General features: G+C 45.6%; 18 protein-coding genes. 14 read left to right on the top strand and 4 right to left on the bottom strand.

Features of this window, described 5'->3' with window-relative positions:
- Positions 1 to 80 precede the first annotated feature (80 nt).
- The 3 genes from VIA_RS00690 to VIA_RS00680 all read left to right on the top strand — a co-directional run bounded on the left by VIA_RS00690 (position 81) and on the right by VIA_RS00680 (position 4,722).
- On the top strand, positions 81 to 3,218 hold the full coding sequence (locus tag VIA_RS00690) for an EAL domain-containing protein (RefSeq protein WP_038211260.1): 3,138 nt from the start codon (positions 81 to 83) through the stop codon (positions 3,216 to 3,218).
- A gap of 63 nt (positions 3,219 to 3,281) precedes the next feature.
- On the top strand, positions 3,282 to 4,061 hold the full coding sequence (locus tag VIA_RS00685) for a class I SAM-dependent methyltransferase (protein ID WP_004409734.1): 780 nt from the start codon (positions 3,282 to 3,284) through the stop codon (positions 4,059 to 4,061).
- 100 nt (positions 4,062 to 4,161) lie between these two features.
- Complete coding sequence (locus VIA_RS00680) at positions 4,162 to 4,722, top strand: hypothetical protein (protein ID WP_174269830.1); 561 nt, start codon at positions 4,162 to 4,164, stop codon at positions 4,720 to 4,722.
- Positions 4,723 to 4,759: 37 nt separating this feature from the next.
- Here VIA_RS00680 and VIA_RS00675 read toward each other — a convergent pair whose 3' ends face one another.
- Positions 4,760 to 5,638: a carboxylate/amino acid/amine transporter gene (locus tag VIA_RS00675; RefSeq protein ID WP_004409730.1), complete on the bottom strand. Its 879-nt coding sequence runs from the start codon at positions 5,636 to 5,638 to the stop codon at positions 4,760 to 4,762.
- A gap of 57 nt (positions 5,639 to 5,695) precedes the next feature.
- On the bottom strand, positions 5,696 to 6,121 hold the full coding sequence (gene uspA / locus VIA_RS00670) for a universal stress protein UspA (RefSeq protein ID WP_004409727.1): 426 nt from the start codon (positions 6,119 to 6,121) through the stop codon (positions 5,696 to 5,698).
- A 155-nt stretch (positions 6,122 to 6,276) separates the two neighbouring features.
- Here uspA and ftnA point away from each other — a divergent pair, with 155 nt between their 5' ends.
- From ftnA to VIA_RS00650, 4 genes are all read left to right on the top strand, one after another.
- Complete coding sequence (gene ftnA / locus VIA_RS00665) at positions 6,277 to 6,804, top strand: non-heme ferritin (protein ID WP_004409725.1); 528 nt, start codon at positions 6,277 to 6,279, stop codon at positions 6,802 to 6,804.
- Positions 6,805 to 6,876: 72 nt separating this feature from the next.
- Positions 6,877 to 7,200, top strand: a complete 324-nt coding sequence (gene uspB, locus VIA_RS00660) for a universal stress protein UspB (protein ID WP_004409720.1) — start codon at positions 6,877 to 6,879, stop codon at positions 7,198 to 7,200.
- Positions 7,201 to 7,307: 107 nt separating this feature from the next.
- The gene (locus VIA_RS00655) at positions 7,308 to 8,501 is read left to right on the top strand and encodes a BaiN/RdsA family NAD(P)/FAD-dependent oxidoreductase (RefSeq protein WP_004409718.1); all 1,194 of its coding nucleotides are present in this window, start codon (positions 7,308 to 7,310) and stop codon (positions 8,499 to 8,501) included.
- An 83-nt stretch (positions 8,502 to 8,584) separates the two neighbouring features.
- On the top strand, positions 8,585 to 9,415 hold the full coding sequence (locus tag VIA_RS00650; protein ID WP_004409717.1) for an HDOD domain-containing protein: 831 nt from the start codon (positions 8,585 to 8,587) through the stop codon (positions 9,413 to 9,415).
- A gap of 20 nt (positions 9,416 to 9,435) precedes the next feature.
- On the opposite strand, the gene VIA_RS00645 is transcribed toward VIA_RS00650, so the two are convergent.
- Positions 9,436 to 10,341 carry a DMT family transporter gene (locus VIA_RS00645; RefSeq protein WP_004409715.1) on the bottom strand — a complete coding sequence of 302 codons (906 nt, stop codon included), beginning with the start codon at positions 10,339 to 10,341 and terminating at the stop codon, positions 9,436 to 9,438.
- Between the two features lie 167 nt (positions 10,342 to 10,508).
- Here VIA_RS00645 and rmuC point away from each other — a divergent pair, with 167 nt between their 5' ends.
- The 7 genes from rmuC (at position 10,509) to tatC (ending at position 16,719) form a co-directional block, all read left to right on the top strand.
- Positions 10,509 to 12,059, top strand: a complete 1,551-nt coding sequence (rmuC, locus tag VIA_RS00640; protein WP_004409714.1) for a DNA recombination protein RmuC — start codon at positions 10,509 to 10,511, stop codon at positions 12,057 to 12,059.
- A gap of 56 nt (positions 12,060 to 12,115) precedes the next feature.
- Positions 12,116 to 12,898, top strand: a complete 783-nt coding sequence (gene ubiE / locus VIA_RS00635; protein WP_004409713.1) for a bifunctional demethylmenaquinone methyltransferase/2-methoxy-6-polyprenyl-1,4-benzoquinol methylase UbiE — start codon at positions 12,116 to 12,118, stop codon at positions 12,896 to 12,898.
- 11 nt (positions 12,899 to 12,909) lie between these two features.
- Positions 12,910 to 13,515: a ubiquinone biosynthesis accessory factor UbiJ gene (locus VIA_RS00630; protein ID WP_004409710.1), complete on the top strand. Its 606-nt coding sequence runs from the start codon at positions 12,910 to 12,912 to the stop codon at positions 13,513 to 13,515.
- The gene (gene ubiB / locus VIA_RS00625; protein WP_004409708.1) at positions 13,512 to 15,146 is read left to right on the top strand and encodes a ubiquinone biosynthesis regulatory protein kinase UbiB; all 1,635 of its coding nucleotides are present in this window, start codon (positions 13,512 to 13,514) and stop codon (positions 15,144 to 15,146) included. The genes VIA_RS00630 and ubiB overlap by 4 nt, the downstream gene beginning before the upstream one ends.
- A 51-nt stretch (positions 15,147 to 15,197) precedes the next feature.
- Positions 15,198 to 15,458 (top strand): Sec-independent protein translocase subunit TatA, encoded by a 261-nt coding sequence (gene tatA / locus VIA_RS00620; RefSeq protein ID WP_004409706.1) that lies wholly within the window; start codon positions 15,198 to 15,200, stop codon positions 15,456 to 15,458.
- A gap of 3 nt (positions 15,459 to 15,461) precedes the next feature.
- Complete coding sequence (tatB, locus tag VIA_RS00615) at positions 15,462 to 15,893, top strand: Sec-independent protein translocase protein TatB (protein ID WP_004409704.1); 432 nt, start codon at positions 15,462 to 15,464, stop codon at positions 15,891 to 15,893.
- A gap of 76 nt (positions 15,894 to 15,969) precedes the next feature.
- A complete protein-coding gene (gene tatC / locus VIA_RS00610) occupies positions 15,970 to 16,719 on the top strand; it encodes a twin-arginine translocase subunit TatC (RefSeq protein WP_004409702.1) in 750 nt (249 codons plus the stop codon).
- Between the two features lie 69 nt (positions 16,720 to 16,788).
- Here tatC and VIA_RS00605 read toward each other — a convergent pair whose 3' ends face one another.
- The gene (locus tag VIA_RS00605) at positions 16,789 to 17,550 is read right to left on the bottom strand and encodes a TatD family hydrolase (RefSeq protein WP_004409700.1); all 762 of its coding nucleotides are present in this window, start codon (positions 17,548 to 17,550) and stop codon (positions 16,789 to 16,791) included.
- Positions 17,551 to 17,556: the final 6 nt, after the last annotated feature.

Raw genomic sequence — 17,556 nt, 5'->3', positions numbered from 1 at the left:
ACACTATGGAATAAGTACAAATAATCACCATTGGTGATACAATTATACTAACACTCCTCAGATATCGAGACTCAAATTTAGTGCGCTTTTGCCTTCTTTTTCTGTCTGCTATTACCAGCATGTTTGCTGTTGCTGATAATAGAGATGTACTGGTTGTACACTCTTACCATCAAGGTTTTTTTTGGACAGATTCCTTTCAAAGGGGTCTCGATGTGGAATTAAAAGCCACGGGTATTTCTACTCGTGTGCTCTATCTTGATACCAAACGCCTACAGAGCGATGAATATCTACAGCAGTTGTACCATCTCTATAAAACTAAGTTTGAGCAAGAGAAGTTTCGCGCAATTGTGGTCAGTGACAACAATGCTCTGGCGCTGATGAATAAACTTTCCTCTGAGCTCGGACAGACGCCAGTCATTTTTGGTGGGATCAATAATTACACACCTGAACTGCACCAAGATATCTCCGCGACAGGGGTGATTGAAGATATTGATCTATTAAGTAATATCTCGCTTATTGAACGTCTTCAAGGCGAAGTAGACTCTATCTATATCATCAGTGATCATTCGGTCACGGGAGAGGCGGTTAGAGCTCAGATGGATGCCTTCTTAACTAACAACCCCAAATATCGAGAGATTGTTACCTCAGTCGTACCAGATAGCTACAACCAATTGCTAGAGATTGTTACAAGGCTAGATACTAAGAGTAGTATTCTATTTGGGGTTTATTACCGTGATAAAGATGGCACGGTGAGAACCGATGTGAATCAATGGAAAAAGCTCAATGAAACCTCCAACGCGCCCATCTATATGGTGCACGATTTAGGGCTTGGCTATGGTGCCGTTGGCGGGGTTATTCAGAGTGGCAAGACGCACGGTAAGCAAGCTGCGAATATCTTGGTGGAGGTGCTCGAAAACCCAGATGGACCATTACCAAATATAGAAGTCGGCACACCTGAAATTAAGCTCGACTATCAAGCGGTGCTTAAATGGGGGCTAGGTATTGAAGGGGAGGCGGCCTCAGTTATCTTCAATAAACCGCTCAGCTTTTCTCAGCGCTATAAGAATGAGCTTAAAATTGTAGGCAGCATGGTGTCTGTGCTTTCGGTTATTATTCTTGTTCTTATCTACTACCTCAGCCGAATTAAACGCAGCGAACAGTTAGCAAAAGAGAGCCAAACTTTGATTGAAATGGTCTTTGATCAGAGCTATCACTTTATCGGCGTTCTGGATGAGCAAGGTACCGTTGTATCGAGCAACCGTAAGCTACAAGAATTACTCTATGACCACAACTTCTCCGTAGAGCGGCCAATCTGGCAGCATCATCATTGGGAAGTGGATACCGCGCAGCAGATTGAGCAGTTTTTTACTGACGGTGCTCACGACATCATTACTCAGTTTGAAGCGGAAATTTGGCACGCAGAACTTGGCTCTATGGTATTAGAGCTGTCGTTTAAACCGATTCCATCGCTTAACAGTGGTAAACAGTTCCTACTTGAAGCGCGTGATATAACCTCACGAAAAATCACAGAAGAAAGACTGTTTCAACGCGAAGCGAATTTAAGCCACTACTATGATCAGCAACCGATCATGATGTTGACACTTGATGACCAGAATCGAATTCAGCAGGTGAATCAATTTGCTGAGCAACTGTTGGGTTATACATCGGACCAACTACTCGGTCATCGACTGCGAGACTTCTATCTTCATGATGACGCAATTATCCCTCGGCAGGTGCTGTTACAACCTAAGCAGGCGCTAAAAGGCGTTTGGCGCAGAGAGATCGAATATCGTCATTGTGATGGCCATACAGTATGGATTCGAGAAAACATCCGCCCGCTGGTGGAAACAGGCCACTTGCTTATCGTCGGTGAAGATGTGACGGCGACTCGACAGCTATCAGATCAGCTGCAATACCAGGCAGAACACGACCTATTGACGGGAACTTACAGTCGCAACTATTTCGAAACAGAGCTAGTCAAAGCGTTAGCCGAAGTTGAAAGTTATACACGCACTCATGCGATGCTGTATATCGACCTTGATCAGCTCAAAGTACTCAATGATACCGCTGGGCATGAAGCGGGCGATGCCGCGATCCAGTTTTGTGCCAGCATGCTAGAAGAAGTACTGCCATATAACACCATCTTAGCTCGTCTAGGTGGGGATGAATTCGCGATTCTGCTGAGAGATTGTACCGAAGTCGATGCAAAGAAGTTGGCATCAACGATCATCAATACCCTCAGTGAACATCCTTTTATATGGGAAGATATTCGCCTCAATCTAAATTGCTCGATTGGTATTCGATTGATTGACCATACTGCGCTTTCACCACAAATGGTCCATGCTCAGGCTGATACCGCGTGTCACGTGGCCAAAGAAGAGGGACGCAACCGCTACAACTTATACTGCCTAGATGATAAAGAACTTCGTCGTCGTGAGCAGGAGATGGAAAGCGTCAATCTCGTTCATGATGCATTAGCTAATCAGCGTATTGAACTGTTTGCTCAACAGATTTTAAGTTTGACCGATTCAGAATCAGGTATGCACTTTGAAATCTTGATTCGAATTAAAAATGCGCAAGGAGAGTACATCTCTCCGGGGATTTTTATGCCCGCATCAGAGCGCTATAACATCGCCCATTTGCTAGATAAACAGGTCGTTACTCAGACCTTAGATTGGTTGGCCGAAAATGATAAAGCCTTAGAGCAACTTAGCCTATGTTCGATTAACCTATCGGGCCACTCAATGGGCAACAAAGAGTTTATCGCCTTCTTATTAAACAAGCTCGAAACCAGCACTGTGCCGTGTGAGAAAATCTGCTTGGAAATCACTGAAACTGCGGCGATGAGTAATATGAATCAAGCGATAGAGTTCTTTACTCAACTTAAAGAGCTCGGTTGTCGTATCGCCCTAGATGACTTTGGCTCTGGTCTGTCTTCGTTTGGTTACCTTAAAAAGTTACCGGTCGATATAGTCAAAATTGATGGCTTGTTCGTACGCGATATAGATGTCAATGAAATGGACCACCTGATGGTACGCTCAATCAATGATTTAGCTCGTCAAATGGGTAAGAAAACCGTGGCGGAATTTGTTGAGAACACCCGTATTATTGAGCAGCTAATGGAGCTTCAGGTCGATTACGCGCAAGGTTATATCATCGGTAAACCTAAACCGTTGGCAGAGCTAGTTGAAGAGCTGATGCACCAGCAGAAATCTTAGTACCATAATCGAAAATCCAGTACACTGCGTACCCTATATTGTTACAAGGCTTTGGAGCACTCCGTGCAACTACAACTTCATTGTGAAGACTCAACCCAATTAGACCGTTTTCAACAGCTCACACAGCGCTGGGGATTAATCCACAGCGAAGATAGCCCGTTTGCTTTGGTATTGACTGAGCAGCAATTGGAGTTACGTAAGCTGGATGAGCCAAAGCTAGGTGCTATTTTTGTCGATCTTGTTAGTGGAGCTGTGGCACACCGCCGTAAGTTTGGGGGCGGTAAAGGTCAAGCGATCGCGAAAGCGGCGGGGCTAAATAAAGGTACGACACCAACGATTCTTGATGGCACGGCTGGGCTAGGGCGCGACGCGTTTGTATTGGCTTCCTTGGGCTGTAAAGTGCAAATGGTTGAGCGACACCCAGTGGTTGCGGCGTTGCTGGATGATGGTTTAGAGCGCGCAAAGCAAGATGCGGAGATTGGTCAGTGGGTGAGTGAGCGTATGTCTCTGATTCATGCTTCAAGCCTGAATGCGCTGCATGACCTTGCCAGTGATACAAGCTTTGTGAAACCAGATGTGGTCTATTTAGACCCAATGTACCCACACCCAGAGAGTAAAAAGAAAAGCGCCTTAGTGAAAAAGGAAATGCGTGTTTTTCAGTCGTTAGTTGGCGCTGATTTGGATGCAGATGGTTTACTAGAACCCGCGTTAGCCCTTGCTACTAAAAGGGTTGTGGTTAAGCGCCCAGACTACGCAAGTTGGCTCAATGAGCAAAAACCGTCGATGGCAATAGAGACCAAAAAGAATCGATTTGATGTTTATGTCAATGCATCAATGACTTAGCGCACACTGTATTTGCTAGCCACTTTTAAAGCTTGCCTATTGGTTAATTAGCGGGTATATCTTACTAAGAACTATTCGTATTATTAGCTGGAGTAGTAGAGTGGCTAAACGACTTTGTAAGATGAATCGCAAGCAAATTGCTGAAAACTTAGGTGATATCCATCGTTTGGTGGTAGAGCCTAAATTTGTCTGCCGTTCATGTGCACGCTCTTCTGCTGATAATGCTTCACTATGCAAACCTGCGGCGATTCCCCCTCAAGCTTGCCAGAATAAGCCTCTGGCCGAACAAAAGGGTTGTGGTCTGCTAGCGGAAGCGCTGCCACCGACACAACGCACAGAGCAACAAACTCAGGCTGTACGTCGCGTTGTTGAAAAAGTAAAACAGAAAGCACAGTTGCAAAAAGTCGCCATTGCAGAGAAGTCTACCGAGGCTATTGAGCTGAACACGCTGGACTTAAGTGATGAGAAGGCGGTAAAGAAAGCCAACAAAGCGTTGAAGAAGCAATTTAAGCAGCAAAAGAAATTGCTTAAATTGGCTAAAAAGCAAAACAAGCTGCTGAAACGTCAAAAGAAACTTGAAGCCAGCATTGAGTACTCAAAAGAGTTGGCAGCGCTAATACCTGAAGCAAGGTCAGCGCAGAATCAATCAAGTATTCACTAGATATAAAAAAGCTCTCCACTTGGAGAGCTTTTTTCGTTTACGCCGATTGATAACTTTGCTCGACCTTACGTTTCACCCAAGTCTCGTTGACCCACAGTGAAAGCAAAATAATTGCCCCACCAATCATAAGTGGCACAAGCTCGACGTCGCGATTCCAAATCAGGATGTTAACGATAAGCCCCGCAGGTACTAACGCATTGTTCATTACCGCCAGTGCGCCTGCATTGACCATGGTCGCGCCTTTATTCCAAGCAAAATAGCCGATACCCGACGCGATCAAGCCAAGATAAATGAGAACTCCCCACTGAGTGCTGGTGGTTGGCATTTTATCTAGGTTACCCATCAGAGCGAACGCGACCGTTGCGACACACAATGCCCCTAGATAGAAGTAACCAAAGATGGCGTGTTGTGGCAGCTCAACCTCATATTGCTCCATAAGATATTTGTAGCCGACCTGGCCAATGGCAAAGCAGATGTTGGCCCCTTGAACCACTAGGAAGCCGGCAATAAAATTCTCATTGATATCGGCAAACTTGATCACGGCTGCACCCGCGACGGCAATTGCGGCGGTCACTAAGTACCAAGGGGAAAAGCGACGCTTAAGCAAGTCATAGATCAAGGTGACATAAATAGGGGTGAAGATAGTGAAGAGTAAAACTTCCGGAACTGAGAGCAGCAAGAACGACTGATAGTAGAAGCAATACATCAAACCAAGCTGGAAGCCACCGACGGTCATTAACTTGGCGATTAGGCCCTTATCAACGCCTTTGAACTTCAAAAATGGCAGGAACACCAAGCTTGCGAGAGCAACTCGGATAAATACAGAAAACCACGAATCAACCTGACCGGCAAGATAAACGCCGATCAGGCTAAAAGAGAATGCCCACAATAAAGTGACAGCGGATAAATACCCCATAATTAAGACTCATTATCAAAAGCTATGGGCGCAGTTTATACCAATATGGATTTCGAATCAGTCTTTAAGAGGTACTACCAACATATCGACTGGTGAGCAGTTAATCAGCTGTCGAGTAGAAGAGAGCAGTTTGCTCCAAAAATCCTGATGATGCCCACAAACCACTAAGTCGATATTGAACTCCTTGATGGTGTCACACAATTCGTTATTTAAGTCACCGCTGCCGACTAAGGTGTGTTTGATTGGATAGTTTGCATGTTCTGCGAGGTTTTGCAGCTGCTTTTGCGAGGCTTCAATGGCCTGGTGTTGGGTCTCTGCTAGATTGATATCAATCAGCCCTGTGTAGAGCTCTGCGTAATTGACATCGATATGGACAAACGAAATATTGGCATCGAGAGGTTTGGCCAAGGATACCGCCTTGTTGACCAACAATTTACTGTCTTCAGAGAGGTCGATGGCAACCAGAATATGCTGATAACTCATAATGCTATCTCCTTGTAAGTATCTGTTTAAAGATTAGCACCTTGGTTGAATAAATTTTGCAAGAGTGATCTCAGATCCACATTTGTTAGACAAAGTGTTATGGTTGCCAACATGATATAGTCAATTTAACTTCAGAGACTTAGTAGGAGTAGCAAATGCTTTCTCAAGCAATGGTTGAACAATTGAATGAGCAAATTAATCTCGAATTTTTCTCATCCAATCTATACTTACAAATGAGTGCTTGGTGTGAAGACAAAGGATTCGAAGGCGCAGCTGAGTTTTTACGTGCACACGCCGTAGAAGAAATGGAGCACATGCAGCGTTTATTCACTTACGTCAGTGAAACCGGTGCAATGCCAATTTTGGGTGCGATCGAAGCACCAAAGCACGAGTTCAATAGCCTAGGCGATGTATTCCGCGAGACATTTGAACATGAGCAAATGATTACTGAGAAAATCAATAAGCTGGCTCATGTTGCGTTTACATCACAAGACTATTCTACATTCAACTTCTTACAGTGGTACGTTGCAGAGCAGCACGAGGAAGAGAAGTTATTTAAAGGGATCTTAGATAAGCTGGATCTTGTTGGTGAAGATGGCAAAGCGCTGTTCTTCATTGATAAAGACCTGGCAGCTTTGGCAAAAGAAGGTTCATCTTCAATAATGGATGCCCCTGCTGAGTAATTTTCAGCGCAAGACTCTCTAATTTAGATCGTCTTTTTCTCTGGGCAAACATGAAGATGTAGGGAGGAAAAGATGATCAATGCTGACACCATTCTATTTGCGCTAATGATGGTAACTGTAGTTAACATGGCTCGTTACCTGACTGCACTGCGTTCTCTCATTTATATTATGCGAGAAGCTCACCCGCTGTTATATCAACAAGTTGATGGTAATGGTTTTTTTACCACCCATGGTAATGTGACCAAGCAAGTCCGTCTTTTCCACTACATCAAGAGTAAAGAGTATCACCATCATCATGATGAAGTGTTTACCGGTAAATGCGATCGGGTTCGAGAGCTGTTTATTTTATCGACCTCTTTACTGGCTGTGACGTTACTAGCGGCGATGATTCTTTAAGCAGTGAATTGGCAATCTAGATAAATATCGCTAGAATATCGCTTCAAATTGCAAAGGATGTGCGTAAAGCACATCCTTTTTTATTGGTTTTTTATGAGTAGTTGTTCATGACAGAAAAGTTTGATGTTGTCATCATCGGTGCGGGCGCGGCAGGTTTAATGTGTGCGGCAGAAGCGGGTAAGCGCGGTCGTAAAACATTAGTACTCGATCATGCGAAAAAGCCGGGGCGAAAAATTCTGATCGCTGGTGGTGGGCGTTGTAACTTCACCAACTATGATGTCTCTGCCAACAACTACCTGTGTCAAAACCCACACTTTGTGAAATCGGCATTGTCGCAATACACCAACTGGGATTTTATCTCTATGGTGAGCAAGCATGGCATCGAGTTTGAAGAGCGTGACCACGGGCAGCTGTTTTGTGTTGGAGACTACGACTCTAAAGATATCGTCAAGATGATGTTGGCTGAGTGTGACTACCCAAGTGTGAGTCAGCGCTACCAGCAAGATATCCATCAAATTGAAAAGAGTGAGACTGGCTTTACTCTGCGTACCAATACGAGCGTGATTGAATGTGATTCTTTGGTTGTGGCGACAGGTGGCTTATCAATGCCAAAACTGGGTGCAACGCCATTTGGTTATAAGATTGCTGAGCAATTTGGTCTCGATATTATTTCGACCACTGCGGGACTTGTGCCATTTACCCTGCACAAAGAAGACAAAGAAGCCTTTGCTGAGTTGTCTGGGATCGCGGTTCCTGCCGAGATCACGGCGCAAGATGGTACGGTATTTAAAGAAGCACTGCTGTTTACGCACCGTGGCCTGTCTGGTCCTTCGGTGCTGCAGATCTCTTCATTCTGGAAAGCGGGCGAAAAGGTCACGATCAATCTGGTACCAGAAGCGGATATTGATGAGCTACTACAACGCTCACTTGAGAAACATCCCAATCAGAGCCTCAAAAACACCTTAGCCAAAGTATTACCGAAACGCTTGGTCGAAGTACTCATCGATCGAAAAGTGCTGCAAGATAAGCCTCTCAAGCAGTTTAATGCTAAGCAACTGAGTGAGATAACTCACAGCTTAGAAAACTGGCAAATTGTGCCAAATGGCACTGAAGGCTACCGTACTGCTGAGGTGACACTGGGAGGTGTCGACACGAATCATCTTTCTTCAAAAACCATGGAGTGTAAAGAAATCAAAGGGTTATACTTTGTTGGTGAAGTTATGGATGTGACGGGCTGGCTCGGTGGTTACAACTTCCAATGGTGTTGGAGTTCCGGTTTTGTTGCCGGACAGTGGGTATAATTCCGCACAAGAAAATTTAATTGGAGTTCATTCGATCGTACTACACTTATTCTAGTTAAGAGGGTATCGAAGGAGTGAACTCTATGAGCCAACAAGCACTAATCTCACGCATTAACGAGCTACCACGCATTGAAAGTGTGCTGCAAGAGCTGCTGGAAATGGTCAATCGAGAATCAATCGATTTCGGTGATTTAGCCCATAAAATGGCGATGGATCAGGTGTTGTTGGCGCGAGTGCTCAGGATGGCTAACTCAGCTCAGTTTGGTGGCGTTAAAGGTGTGTCTAACATCAATGATGCCATTGTTCGTATTGGTATCGGCGCCATCCGCAATCTGATCTCTTCTTCAATTCTCGCTTCTACTTTCCCCAAAATCGAAACGCTAAATATTAAAGACTACTGGGCAGGGACGTTTGAAGTCGCCACCATTGCCAGTACTATCGCCAAAGACATCAAGCTTGACCCTAATGAAGCCTTCAGTACCGGTATACTGCATAATATCGGCGAGCTGATGATTCATACGTTAGAACCAGAAAAAGCGGTCATCATCAGTCACCGACTGGCTAGTGGAGAAAACCCTGCGCAAGTGCAGCGAGAGCTGTTAGGGGTGGATGCGCAGCAGTTAGGCGCAGCTTTAGCGGAAAGCTGGATGTTTCCCAACCAACTGGTCGATGCGATTGCAAATGTGAACCACCCAGCCAAAGCGGTTGAGTCGAAACGCCTGGCTTGCTTGATGTATTTAGCGCGCGATGCCCACCAACGTTGGGACAATATGTTTGATGAGGCGGAAAAGCAGCGTTATTTAGCTAACAGTAAGGCGGCGCAGGCACTGCACGCATCGCCAGAACTGGTGGCTAAAATTGATGGAGTGAGAGGACAGGGAAGTGAATTGGCCTACCAGCTATTTGATGGCTGATAGACCAAGTTATCAAGTTGTTAAGCAGCTTGCTTTGGCTGATCTTTTTTGCCGATTTTGATCTGCTGGATCACTAGGCCGGTAATTATCAACACCAAACCAACCAGCGTCGCTGGATGAATCTGCTCGCCGATGATGGTGGCGAGCAACATCAATGAAATGAAGGGTGAAGCAAAAATTAGGTTGCTGATTCGAGCCGTGTTTTGCGTCGCTTTTAAGGCGCTGAGCCACAGGACAAACGTCACCCCCATTTCAAACAGACCAACGTAAGTGACCGCTAACCAACCTTGAGTGGTTATCTGAGCAAAACTTTCCCCTTCATAAAGGGTTAAACCAATCGCAAATGGGATCGCAACTAAAAAGCCCAGAAGGACTCCGACGACTGGATCAGCCTTGTTCTTAGCATTTAAAATCCAGTAGCCCGCCCAAAGCAGCGTCGATAACAGCGCTAGGCCAACACCTAGTGGGCTATCGAAGTTCAGTCCTAACACATCACCTTTAGTCGCAATCACAATCACGCCTAGGTAGCTAAACGTACACGCTATCCAATCCTTGGTTCGGATCTTTTGCCCGAGGAATACCGCTGCCATTAAGGTTAAGGTGATCGCCCAACTGTAGTTAATCGCTTGTGCCTGAGAAGCGGGTAACAAATCGTAGGCTTTAAACAAAATAATGTAATAAGCGAGTGGGTTGATAAGACCTAGTAATAGGTAGTACCAAGGGTTAGAAAGAAAAGTACTTGAGAGTAACTTTAACTTGCCTGACACCGCACAGATGATGATCAGAGCAATGGCAGAAACAATACTCGCGACAGTGAGCATTTGAATTGGAGAGAACTCAGCCAGTGTGAGTTTAAAAGCAGTGGCTACCGTCGACCAGAGTAGTACAGCGGATAAACCTAATCCTAAAGCGCGACGCTCGTTCATGATATTCCTTTAATAAAACCAACGACTTATAGTGTAGTGGTCACAAGAGAGGTACAGAGTACGGAGCGCCTAGTCTAGCTGTTCGATATCTAACCGACAAACTGGACATTTATCCAGTGGTAAAATACCATTATCAATACCAAATAAAGAAGAGTTAAATCGTTATTATGCAATGGATTCTTGAGCATCAAAGTGTGTTGGTCAGCGGTGTAGCGGGCGCAATTACCAGTGGTGTCGCTGTTGGCTGGTGGGTCAAACAGAAAATGCGCTTTGATAATCAGCTTTTAGAGCAGCAGTTAGAATCAAATCAGCAGTTGGCCACTAGCCAAATCGCTCAGTTACACAAAGAGTTAGCTGAGGCGCAAAGCGAGCTGGATGAGCTTGATACTGAGCGAGATAAAGCCGCTTATGAACTCAAGCAATCTCATGGCAAGCTGATGGCCGTACTAGAGAAACTGCGCTATTTCGATGCAGTCAAGCAAGAGCGCCAGCAATATGCCGACGATCTTAACCAAGTGCGTGAGCATAAGTCTCAGCTTGAGGCGCAACTGCGTGAGCAAGAAGCGCGTCATGAACAACAAAACAAAGCCAATCAAGAAAAGCTGCAACTGCTAGAAAAAGCTGAAGAGCGTCTCAAGCAGCAGTTTGAGCATCTAGCCAATCAACTGTTTGAGGCGAAAACCGCTAAAGTTGATCAGCAAAACCGCCAAAGCCTAGATGGCTTGCTATCACCATTGCGTGAACAGTTAGAAGGCTTCAAGAAGCAGGTCAATGACAGCTTTAACCAAGAAGCCAAAGAGCGTCATACGCTAGTCCATGAGCTGAAAAACCTCCAGCGTTTGAACGAGCAGATGACCAAAGAAGCGCTTAACCTAACGCAAGCGCTCAAAGGGGATAACAAGCAGCAGGGTAACTGGGGTGAAGTGGTTCTAGCGCGAGTACTCGCCGAATCCGGTCTGCGTGAAGGTCATGAGTATCAAACTCAAGTCAGCTTGCAAAACGAAGCGGGTAAGCGTTACCAGCCTGATGTGATTGTTCACTTACCGCAAGATAAACAGGTGGTGGTCGACTCGAAGATGGCCTTGGTCGCTTATGAACGCTACTTTAACGCCGAAACTGATGCAGAAAGGGAATGCGCCCTAAGTGACCACTTACTTGCATTGCGTGCGCATATTAAAGGCTTATCCAATAAGGATTACCATCAGCTGAAAGGTATCCAAAGCCTCGACTATGTACTGATGTTTATTCCGGTTGAACCTGCCTTTCAAGTGGCGATTCAAGCTGACCCGAGTTTGGTCAAAGATGCGATGGAGCAAAACATCATTTTGGTCAGCCCAACCACTTTGCTGGTGGCACTACGCACTATCGACAATTTATGGCGCAATGAACGTCAAAACCAGAATGCACAAATCATCGCCGAGCGAGCGAGCAAGCTTTATGACAAGCTGCGCCTGTTTGTTGATGATATGGAAAGTTTGGGTGGCGCGTTAGATAAAGCTAACCAGAATTATCAAGGCGCGATGAACAAGCTGGCTAGTGGCCGAGGCAATGTGATTCGCCAAGCTGAAAGCTTTAAACAGCTCGGGGTTGAGGTGAAAAAGCCAATTTCAAGTGATTTGGTCCAACTTGCTCAACACGATGGCCTCACAGAAAAGAGTGTATTGGATAAAAATGATTCTTTCGCCGAAAGACATCCGGATGAGGATAAAGTAAACTAATCGCCCGCAGCGCTTAGGTCGTATTAATTAGTAGCGCTGCTCGAAGAGGAATCATCATGACGGATACAAGCGTGCAATCGAATACAGCTTTAGAATCAAATGAAACCACGCATTTTGGTTTCACAACCGTAGCAAAAGACGAGAAAGTAACGAAAGTTGCTGAAGTTTTCCACTCTGTGGCGGCTAAGTACGACATTATGAATGACTTAATGTCGGGTGGTATTCACCGCCTGTGGAAGCGTTTCACTATCGATTGTAGTGGTGTTCGTCCTGGTCAGCGTATTCTAGACCTTGGTGGTGGTACTGGTGACCTTACTGCTAAGTTTTCACGCATCGTAGGTGAAAAAGGCCATGTGATTCTGGCTGATATCAATAACTCTATGCTCAATGTTGGTCGTGATAAACTGCGCGACAACGGCATTGTTGGCAACGTTCACTATGTACAAGCCAACGCTGAAGAGCTGCCATTCCCAGATGACTACTTTGATGCCATCACGATCAGCTTCTGTCTACGTAACGTAACAGATAAAGATAAAGCACTGCGTTCTATGTACCGTGTGCTAAAGCCTGGTGGTCGTCTCCTTGTGCTGGAATTTTCTAAGCCAATCCTAGAGCCGCTATCAAAAATTTACGATACCTACTCATTCCACCTGTTACCTAAGATGGGTGAGCTGGTGGCGAACGATGCAGAAAGCTACCGTTACCTTGCTGAGTCTATCCGTATGCACCCGAATCAAGAAACCTTGAAAGGCATGATGGATGAAGCGGGCTTTGATAACACCAGTTACTATAACTTAACCGGTGGTATTGTCGCGCTGCACCGTGGTTATAAGTTCTAAGGTTGCTGACGATGCCATTTGAACCTCTTGTTACTGCGGTCATTGAGACCACGCTCAATACATTGGTTAAAGACGATCCAGAATTGGGTCGTCGACTTGCTCGCCTTAAAGGGCAAGTGATTCAAGTTAACCTCAAAGAACTCAATAAGACCCTAACGTTCATTTTTAGTCAGCAGATTGATGTACTGGCGAATTACGAAGGGCAACCAGATTGTTATCTATCGCTCAACCTATCAGTTTTGCCTGAGCTGCGTGATCAATCCAATATCACTAAGCTGATCAAACAAGATAAGTTGGTGCTAGAAGGCGATATCCAACTGGCGCAGAAGTTTTCGCAGTTGATGACCGATTGCAAACCAGATCTTGAAGAGTGGTTATCTAAGCTGACTGGTGATGTCGTTGCGCATACGGTTGTGCAAGGTGTTAGTGGAGTTGGCAACATGCTCAAAGCTCAGGCGAGTAAGCATCAAAACCACCTCGCGCAAGTGTTAACAGAAGAGTGGAAAATTGCGCCAGCACCGCTAGAAGTGGCGCATTTCTGTGATCAGGTTGATGATGTGAAAAGTCAGGCAGCGCGCGTGGAAGCGAAGCTCAATAAATTGTTGGAGCTTGCATGACCCCAACTGAGCTGCGCCGTTTATATCATATCGTTCGAGTCCAGCTTGAATATGGGCTTGATGAACTGCTCCCTGAACATCAGCTAACTAAAGCGCCTCTTCTGCTAAGAAAAAGCCTGTTCTGGATTAAGAATCAACATCCAGAAAAGCCACTTGGTGACCGACTGCGTTTAGCGCTACAAGAACTTGGTCCAGTGTGGATTAAGTTTGGTCAGATGATGTCGACTCGTCGTGATCTATTCCCACCTCATATCGCAGACCCATTAGCGTTGCTACAAGACCAAGTGTCACCATTTGATGGCAAGCTAGCAAAAGCGCAAATGGAGCAAGCGTTAGGTGGTCCGCTGGAAACTTGGTTTGATGATTTTGAGATTGAACCGCTAGCGTCGGCGTCGATTGCTCAGGTGCATACCGCTAAGCTGAAACAGACTAACCAAGAAGTGGTATTAAAGGTCATCAGGCCAGATATTCGCCCGGTCATTGATGCAGATCTAAAACTTATGTACCGAATGGCACGTATAGTCGCCAAAGCACTTCCTGAAGCACGTCGATTGAAACCAGTCGAAGTGGTACGTGAATACGAAAAGACATTATTGGATGAGCTCGACCTACGTCGTGAAGCGGCCAATGCAATTCAATTGCGTCGCAACTTCGAAGGTAGCGAAGAATTGTATGTACCAGAGGTCATTACTGACGTTAGTAATCAAACTGTCATGGTTTCTGAGCGAATATACGGCATTCAAGTTTCTGATATTGAAGGCTTGAAGGCCAACGGCACCAACATGAAGCTCCTAGCGGAACGTGGTGTGAGCGTGTTCTTCACTCAGGTTTTTCGCGATAGCTTCTTCCATGCCGATATGCACCCTGGCAACGTATTTGTTGAACCAGAACATCCAGAAAATCCGCGTTGGATTGGTCTAGATTGCGGCATTGTTGGTACGTTAAACAGTGAAGATAAGCGTTATTTAGCGGAAAACTTCTTAGCGTTTTTTAATCGTGACTATCGACGTGTCGCTGAACTGCATGTTGACTCGGGTTGGGTTCCACGTGAAACCAACATCGATGAGTTTGAGTTTGCGATTCGCATTGTGTGTGAGCCGATTTTTGCTAAGCCGCTGTGCGAGATCTCGTTTGGTCATGTGCTTTTAAACTTGTTTAACACTGCGCGTCGCTTCAATATGGAAGTGCAACCGCAATTGGTGTTGCTACAAAAGACACTGCTTTATGTCGAGGGGCTAGGGCGTCAGTTATACCCACAGCTTGATTTGTGGGAGACGGCTAAGCCATTCCTTGAAGAGTGGATGATGAACCAAGTTGGCCCGCAAGCGGTGATCAACGCGGTAAAAGATCGCGCGCCGTTCTGGGCAGAGAAACTACCAGAACTGCCAGAGTTGCTCTATGACAGCTTGCGCCAAGGTAAGATGATGAACCAACGTATGGATCAGCTCTACCAAGGTTATCGTTCAAGTAAGCGTCAGCAGGCGACGGGTAAATTTTTATTTGGTGTTGGTGCCACATTAGTCGTATGCTCGGCAATATTGGTAAACAGCACTTATGAGCAGCTTTCATTGGCCAGCGCCATCGGCGGGGTCACATTTTGGTTGCTTAGTTGGCGAGCTTACCGTCAATAGACGTTAAACTCTTGAAAATAAATTTGTTTAATAAGACCCGAGGTAAAAAGAATGGGTGGTATTAGTATTTGGCAACTTCTTATCATTGCTGTCATTGTGGTTCTACTATTTGGTACGAAGAAACTACGTGGTATTGGTGGCGATCTTGGTGGCGCAGTAAAAGGCTTCAAGAAAGCAATGAGCGAAGATGATGCGGACAAAGACAAAAAAGACGCAGATTTCGAGCCAAAAGCTGTTGATCAGCAAAAGAGCGTAGAGCAGCAGAAAACAGAAGCAACTGCTGAAACTAAGAAAGACAAAGAGCAGGCGTAACTCGTGTTTGATATCGGTTTTTGGGAACTGGTATTAATATCTGTTGTTGGGCTAGTAGTACTTGGTCCTGAGCGTTTGCCACATGCAATTCGCAGTGTCTCCAAATTTGTTGGTGCGGCGAAAAACATGGCAAACAGTGTGAAAGATGAACTTTCTCACGAGCTTAAGGTTCAAGAACTGCAAGACAACTTGCGTAAAGCAGAGCAAATGGGGATGGAAGATCTCTCTCCTGAGCTTAAGTCTTCAGTAGAACAATTGAAGCAAGCTGCGCAAGACGTCCAACGTCCTTACGCGAGCAAAAGCGACTCAGCAACGAACAGTACTGAGACTGTGGATGACCAAGCTGCATCCGTTCACAGCGCCAATGACTCCGCTGGTGAGGTTGAAAGTTTAAACACTCAACCAACACCACAGGCAGATAAAAAAGCCGAATAGTCTCGTATTTAGAGGAGCTACGACTTGAAGTATAGAGTCCGTAGCTCTTTTTCTATCTTTTTGAGTAGAGGTTTCCATGTCTTCTGTTGAGCAGACACAGCCTTTGATCAGCCACTTATTGGAACTTCGTAACCGCTTGCTACGTGCCATTGTTGCCGTACTAGTGGTGTTTCTTGGTCTGATCTATTTTTCCAATGACATCTATGAGTTTGTCTCCGCACCTTTGGTAGAGCGTCTACCAGAAGGGGCAACCATGATTGCTACCGATGTCGCGTCTCCGTTTTTCACACCGTTAAAGCTGACCTTAATCGCGGCCATTTTTCTAGCGGTGCCGTTTATCTTGTACCAAGTGTGGGCGTTTGTGGCGCCGGGCTTGTATAAGCATGAACGTCGCTTGATCATGCCACTGATGTTCTCAAGCTCACTGCTGTTTTATTGTGGTGTGGCTTTCGCCTACTTTGTGGTATTCCCGTTGGTATTTGGCTTCTTTACTGCCATTTCTCTTGGCGGGGTAGAGTTTGCAACCGACATCTCCAGTTACCTCGACTTTGTGTTGGCGCTGTTCTTAGCGTTTGGTATCGCGTTTGAAGTGCCAGTAGCCATCATTTTGCTCTGTTGGACTGGGGCGACGAACCCTAAGAGCTTGAGCGAGAAGCGACCATATATCATCGTCGGTGCCTTTATTGTTGGTATGATGCTAACGCCACCAGACATGATTTCTCAGACGCTTTTGGCGATTCCAATGTGTCTGCTGTTTGAAGTTGGTTTGTTCTTTGCACGCTTCTATGTACGCAAGAATGAAGACGAAGAAGAAGTGGAAGAGTAGCTCTGAGCGGTTTGAATGAACAAGGGGTTGATGTGTAAGCATCAACCCCTTTTTGTTTATCTGCTCAGCTTAGAGTTTGAATAGCTGCAACGCATTGGCCGTGGTTAGGTTATCAACCTCAGTAAGGCTGATCTCTCTTAGCTCTGCAACACGCTGAGCGACAAGAGAAGTATAGGCCGGCTCATTGCGTTTACCACGATGTGGTACTGGCGCAAGGTATGGGCAATCTGTCTCTAGAATGACATAGTCCATATTAAGGTGTGGAATCACTTTATCCATGCCGCCATTCTTAAATGTTGATACGCCGCCTAAGCCTAAGTGGAATCCGAGGTCATTGATCGCCTTCGCTTCTTCAATGCTGCCACCAAAACAGTGGAATACCCCCGACAGTGAACCATCTTGTTCTTGGCGAAGTAGGGCAAGAGTTTCTTCAATCGAATCACGAGTATGAATTACCACCGGAAGGTTCATTTCTTTGGCCCAGTTTAACTGAGTGATGAAGGCCATTTCCTGCTCAGCTTTATAGGTCTTATCCCAGTAGAGGTCGATGCCAATTTCACCCACGGCAATAAAGTTATGCTTATCGAACCAAGAATGGATCACATCGAGAGTCTGTTTGACGTTGCCGTCGACATAGCATGGGTGAAGGCCCATCATTGAGCGACAAACATCAGGGTAGCTCGCCTCTGTTTTTAACATTGGCTCAATCGATTCTAGGTCAATGTTAGGCAGGAGAATCTTATCAATGCCTTGGGCGAGGGCGCGCTGAACAACGTCGTCACGGTCTGCATCAAATTCACTGGCATAGATATGGGCGTGGGTATCAATCATGGTTGT

Source organism: Vibrio orientalis CIP 102891 = ATCC 33934 (assembly GCF_000176235.1).
Lineage (GTDB): Bacteria > Pseudomonadota > Gammaproteobacteria > Enterobacterales > Vibrionaceae > Vibrio > Vibrio orientalis.
This window is presented reverse-complemented; position numbering and strand designations above follow the sequence as displayed.